Here is a 5267-nt window from a genome sequence, read left to right on the forward strand (position 1 = left end):
ACCGCGGCCAGGAAGGCGCTGCGCCCGACGCGCCGGTGCACTCGCACCTGGGCATCGCGGGGGTGACGGGCTTCCTGTTCCAGGACCTCACCGCCAACCCGCTGGACTACGTCGAAGGCGGCGCACTGAATGCCCGCCGCGTCGAGATCTCCGAGTACCTCGATGCCACGCATCCTGACCTCACCTCGTTCTACAAGCAGGGGGGCAAGCTGATCGTCACCGTGGGCACCAACGATTCGCTCGCATCGCCCGGCGCGCAGCTGGACTACTACCAGAGCGTGATCGACCGCATGGGCCGGGATGCCGTGGACCGCTTCGCCCGCCTGTGGGTCATGCCGCAGGGCGGCCACGGCCTGAGCGGCAACGCGTACAACGTGAACGGCCTGGGCCAGCCGCAACCCACGACCACCATCCCCAACACCATCGACCGCGTCGGGATGATGGTCGACTGGGTGGAGAACGGTGCCGCGCCGCCGATGCACGCGACCCTCACGGCGGGTGCGCGCTCGCTGCCCCTGTGTTCGTATCCGGCCTATCCGCGCTACCAGGGCGGCGGCCTGCCGACCGACCAGGCCAGCTCGTACGACTGCGCGCAGGAGTAGGCGACCTGCGCATCGGAAGGGCCCCTCGCGGGGCCCTTTTTCATGGGCTACTGGTCGCGGTTTCGCCGGGCGGCTGGAACGGGCACCGGTGACGACGCCATGGGGCGGACCGCACCCGCCGGAGCGCGCGCCTGCGGATCGGTGACGTCCCAGGAGCCGAACACCTCCTGGGTCGTGCGGGTCTCGGGCAACACGTAGACGATGGCCCCCGTCTTCTTCACGGCAGGACTCAGCACCTGCTCGTAGAAGTGCACCGGCAGGTTCACGCAACCGAAGGAGATCCGGTTGTCCTGCTCGGTGGGCGTCGCCAGCCGCTCGAGGCGGCGCTCCGCGGCGACGGTGGGGCGCACCCGGTGCATGGAGAGCGCCGCGTCGTAGTCGATCCAGATCACGTCCTCGCCGTCCGTGTTGACGCCGGGCTGCGCCTCGAAACGTCCGGCATGGGTCGTCTTCTCTTCGGGGCGGATCTGCGCCAGCGGCTTGTCGCCGATGCCCGGCACGCTGTCGTCGCCGATCGCGGACCCGAGCAGCGCAGGCGTGGCCGCGACGAGCCGTCCCTGCGGCTCGAAGGTGTAGACCCTGGCCGCCTTCTTGTCGAGGATCACGACCGACTTGCCCTGGTTGTCGCCGGTGAAGAACGCCCAGTTGGCGACGTGCCGCGCCTCCTGCGATGGCATCTCGTCGCCGAAGTCGGCCAGGGGCCGCGCGGCGCGCGGAGCCGACGCGGGCGGCGCGACGGTGGGCACCGCCGGCGGCGGCGGCGCCTGCCGGTCACGAATCCAGGGAACCGCGACCACCAGCACCAGCGCGCCGATGATGGCGCCGTTGCGGAGGGAGCGGAGGAACTCGTTGCGATCGTTGGCGGAACCGGTGGCGGACATGCGTGCTGGTCATCGATGGAAAGCCGCACAGCGTAAGTGCGGATCCTCTTGTGCAGGCGTCCCGCCCGCACCGAGCCGATGTAGGACGCCGCCGCCGACCTGGGTTTTGCAGCGCCCTTGAATGCACCCGGGTCAGGCTGCTGCTGGAAGTTCCAGCCGCGCCTGCAAACCGCCTTCCACGCGCGGAGCGAGACTGAAGCTGCCGCCGTGGCGCTTCGCAATGGCGTCCACGATGGCCAGGCCGAGGCCGCTGCCGCCTGCCGCCTTGCTGCGGCGCCAGAACCGGCGGGTCGCCATGGCGCGGTCCTCCTCGCTCAGTCCGGGGCCGCGGTCCAGCACTTCGAAACGCACCTGGCCATCGCTGCCGCTAACGATGCGCAGGTCGACGCCAGCATCTTCGGGCGAGGCGCGAACCGCGTTGTCGAGAAGATTGCGCATCGCCGAGACGAGCAGCACCTCCGGCACACGCACGCACCACGCCGCCTGCCCCGGGTCCAGCGTGACCTTCCCCGGCGTGCGCCAGGAGGCCTCCACCTCGGCCACCGCCTGGCGCGCTGCATCGGCGGCGTCGGCGCAGAGGTTCGGATCGACTTCGTCGCCGCCATCCAGGCGTGCCAGCAGGAGCAGTTGCTCCAGGGTGCGCTGCATCCGCAGCACGCCATCGTCCGCGTGGGCCAGCGCCTCCTTCACCTCGGGGGCATCCTTGTTCCGCGCCAGTGCCAGCCTGAGCACCTGCAGATGCGTCTTGACGGCCGTCAACGGGGTCCTGAGCTCGTGCGCCGCATCGTCGGTGAAGCGGCGCTCGCGCGCGATCGTGCTGCGCACCCGCAGGAGCAGGTGCGCGATGGTGTCCACCAGCGGGCGCAGTTCCCTGGGCACCGGCCCGTGGGGCAACTCGGCGTCGTCGTCGGGCCGCCTTTGCGCCAGGGCATGCCGCATGCGCTCCAGCGGCGCCAGTCCGCCGCCGATGCCGAGCCACAGCGCGAACAGCGTTCCGACCAGCGCCACCGCGAACGGAACGGCCGCGGTGAGCGCGACGTCCTTCAGCAGTGCTTCACGCGCGTCGATGCGGTCCGCGGTGGCGATGCGCAGCCCGCCCTGGTTCAGCACATAGATGCGCCATAGCTTGCCGCCGTAGATGCCGGTGCTGTAGCCCAGCGAGGCATCGTCCAGCGCGGGGCTCGATGCCGTCCGCGCCACCTTCTGCACGCTGACTTCACCGCGCACCAGGCTCACCTCGCAGGCCAGGCCGTCGCGCGCCACGACGTCCAGCAAGGGCTTGGCCGCCGCCCCGCCGGAGAGCGACTCGGTCGGGAACTGCAGCGCCAGGCCCGCCACCATGCGCGCCGACGCGGCCAGGCGATCGTCCAGGGCCGTGCGCAGTTCGCCGCGCAGTTCCACCATCATCCAGGCCGCGACGGCCGTCCAGAGCAGGACCAGCGATGCGCCGATGATCACCAGCAGCCGGACGCGCAGGCTGTTCATGCCGACCCCAGCCGGTAGCCGATGCCGCGCACCGTCTCCACGATTCCGCTGCCCAGCTTGCGGCGCAGGTGATGGATGTGCACGTTCACGGCGTTGCTCTCGACCTCCTGCTCCAGCCCGTAGAGCCGGTCGCGCAACTGCTCGGCGCTCAGGATCGCTCGGGGATGTTGCAGGAGCGTGGCCAGCAGGGTGCGCTCGCGCCGCGACAACTCCACCGGCTCTCCGTGCAGCCAGGCCTGCCCCGACGAGGGCTCGAACGTCACGCCCCCATGCGAGATGCGATCCATGGTGCGGCCGGCGGAGCGCCGCAGCAGGGCGTGCAGGCGCGCCACCAGTTCGTCGAGGTCGAAGGGCTTGAGCAGGTAGTCGTCGGCGCCGGCCTGCAGCCCCCGCACGCGGTCCGATACGGCGTCCCTGGCGGTCAGCACCAGCAAGGGCATGCCGATGCCGCGGGCGCGCCAGCGCGCCAGCAGGTCCATGCCGTCCCCGTCGGGCAGCCCCAGGTCCAGGACGGCAAGGTCGAACTCGGACGCCGCCAGCGCTGCTTGCGCGGCAGCGGCGGTCTCTGCGTGGTCCACGGTGAACCCGTGCAGGCGCAAGCCCGCGGCCACGCCGTGGGCCACGGAAGGATCGTCTTCGACGAGCAGGAGGTGCACTAGCGAACTCTTAACGACGCCTTAATCGCGGCTTGCCAGACTGTGCTCGAACCGCGAACAAGGGTGGCATGAAAGAAGCGTTGGAATGGAGATGGCTGAGACAGTTCCCCGCATGGGTGCTGGTGCTCGCCGCATGGATCGCGGTTGCGCCCGCATGGGCTGCCGCTGAATTCCTGGAGCCCGAGAAGGCCTTCCGGCTGGCTGTGCAGGAACAAGGCGCGGGCCAGGTGCAACTGCAGTGGACCATCGCCCCGGGGTACTACCTGTACCGGAATCGTATCGGAGTGAGCGGAACCGGTGTGGGCGCGGTGGAGAAACCGCGCGGCGAGGTCAAGGAAGACCCGAACTTCGGCACCGTGGAGGTCTACCACGAGGCCGTGCAGGTGGGCGTCCAGGCCGGCACCGCCTCGACGCTGCGCGTCACCTGGCAAGGCTGCGCCGACGAAGGCCTGTGCTACCCGCCGGTGGAAAAGGACATCGTGCTGGCCAGCACGGGCCCATCGGCTGCTGCCCCGAGCGCACCCGTACCGGCCGCATCGACGACGGGCGCATCGACGGCGGCCATCGTTGCAGGCAACGACGCCGACATCAGCCGCCTGCTCTCGCAACGTTCGCTGGCCTGGACCCTGCCCCTCTTCTTCGTCCTGGGCATCGGGCTGGCGTTCACGCCCTGCGTGCTGCCCATGGTGCCCATCCTCTCGAGCATGGTGGTGGGCAGCGGGGCCACCCCGCGCCGCGGCTTGCTGCTGTCCCTGGCTTTCGTCGGGCCGATGGCGGCGGTCTATGCGGGCATGGGCGTGCTGGCCGCGCTGGCGGGCGCCGGGCTGCAGGCCTGGATGCAGAACCCGTGGACCCTGCTGTCGTTCGCCGCCGTGTTCGTCGTGCTGGCACTGGCCATGTTCGGCTTCTACGAACTGCAACTGCCGGCGTTCCTGCGCGACCGCCTCGCGAGCAAGACGGTCCGGGGAGGATCTCTCACGGGCGCGGCGGCGATGGGCGCGCTGTCCGCCGTGCTGGTCGGCCCCTGCATGACGGCGCCGCTGGCGGGCACGCTGCTGTACATCGCGCAGGGCGGCTCGGCCGCGGAAGGCGCGCTGCTCCTGCTTTCACTGGGGCTCGGCATGGGCGTGCCGCTGGTCGTGCTCAGCACCTGGGGCGCACGCTGGCTGCCGCGCCCCGGCCCCTGGATGGACCGGGTGAAAGCGGCGTTCGGATTCATTTTGCTGGGCATCGCGATCTGGATGGCGCAGCGCGTGATCGCGCCGCAATGGAGCCTGCTGCTGTGGGGCTGCCTGCTGGTGGCGCTGGCCTTTTCGCTGTGGCAACTGGCACGCTCCGCGGTCGCGGCGAACTTGCGACCCGCCTCCACGCTGGTGGCGCGCCCCGGGGCGGCGGTCGCGGGGCTCTGGGGGGCGGCATTGGTGTTCGGTGCCGCCGCCGGCGCCAGCGACCCCAGCCAGCCGCTGCGCAACCTCGTCGCCGCGCCTGCTGCATCGGCCGCCGCCGCGCCCGCGTTCGAGACGCTGCAGGACCCTGCGCTGCTGCAGGCGCGCCTGGCGGATGCCGCCGCACGCGGCCAGCCCGCGCTGGTGGAGTTCTCCGCCGACTGGTGCACGTCCTGCAAGACGATCGAGCGGGAGGTC

At 70.9% G+C, this 5267-nt stretch carries 5 protein-coding genes; 2 read left to right on the top strand and 3 right to left on the bottom strand.

The genetic code is table 11. The features are described from left to right. The coding region (locus tag ACE3T5_RS21020; RefSeq protein ID WP_374670065.1) for a tannase/feruloyl esterase family alpha/beta hydrolase at window positions 1–602 on the top strand (602 nt) is incomplete at its 5' end. Between the two features lie 47 nt (window positions 603–649). Here ACE3T5_RS21020 and ACE3T5_RS21025 read toward each other — a convergent pair. The 3 genes from ACE3T5_RS21025 to ACE3T5_RS21035 all read right to left on the bottom strand — a co-directional run bounded on the left by ACE3T5_RS21025 (window position 650) and on the right by ACE3T5_RS21035 (window position 3624). Beyond that, the gene (locus ACE3T5_RS21025) at window positions 650–1483 is read right to left on the bottom strand and encodes a hypothetical protein (RefSeq protein WP_244386991.1); all 834 of its coding nucleotides are present in this window, start codon (window positions 1481–1483) and stop codon (window positions 650–652) included. Between the two features lie 132 nt (window positions 1484–1615). Next, the gene (locus ACE3T5_RS21030; protein ID WP_244386993.1) at window positions 1616–2968 is read right to left on the bottom strand and encodes an ATP-binding protein; all 1353 of its coding nucleotides are present in this window, start codon (window positions 2966–2968) and stop codon (window positions 1616–1618) included. Next, window positions 2965–3624, bottom strand: a complete 660-nt coding sequence (locus ACE3T5_RS21035; protein ID WP_244386995.1) for a response regulator transcription factor — start codon at window positions 3622–3624, stop codon at window positions 2965–2967. The genes ACE3T5_RS21030 and ACE3T5_RS21035 overlap by 4 nt, the downstream gene beginning before the upstream one ends. Window positions 3625–3692: 68 nt before the next feature. On the opposite strand from ACE3T5_RS21035, the gene dsbD reads away from it, so the two are divergent. Then, window positions 3693–5267 (top strand): protein-disulfide reductase DsbD (gene dsbD, locus ACE3T5_RS21040; RefSeq protein WP_374670066.1); only part of this gene is annotated, 1575 nt, incomplete at its 3' end.

This window comes from Ramlibacter sp. (genome assembly GCF_041916345.1).
GTDB lineage: Bacteria > Pseudomonadota > Gammaproteobacteria > Burkholderiales > Burkholderiaceae_C > Ramlibacter.

Coding starts and splice junctions, on each gene's coding strand:
- ACE3T5_RS21030 (WP_244386993.1), bottom strand. CDS start 2,968: ATGAACAGCCTGCGCGTCCGGCTGCTGGTGATCATCGGCGCATCGCTG.
- ACE3T5_RS21025 (WP_244386991.1), bottom strand. CDS start 1,483: ATGTCCGCCACCGGTTCCGCCAACGATCGCAACGAGTTCCTCCGCTCC.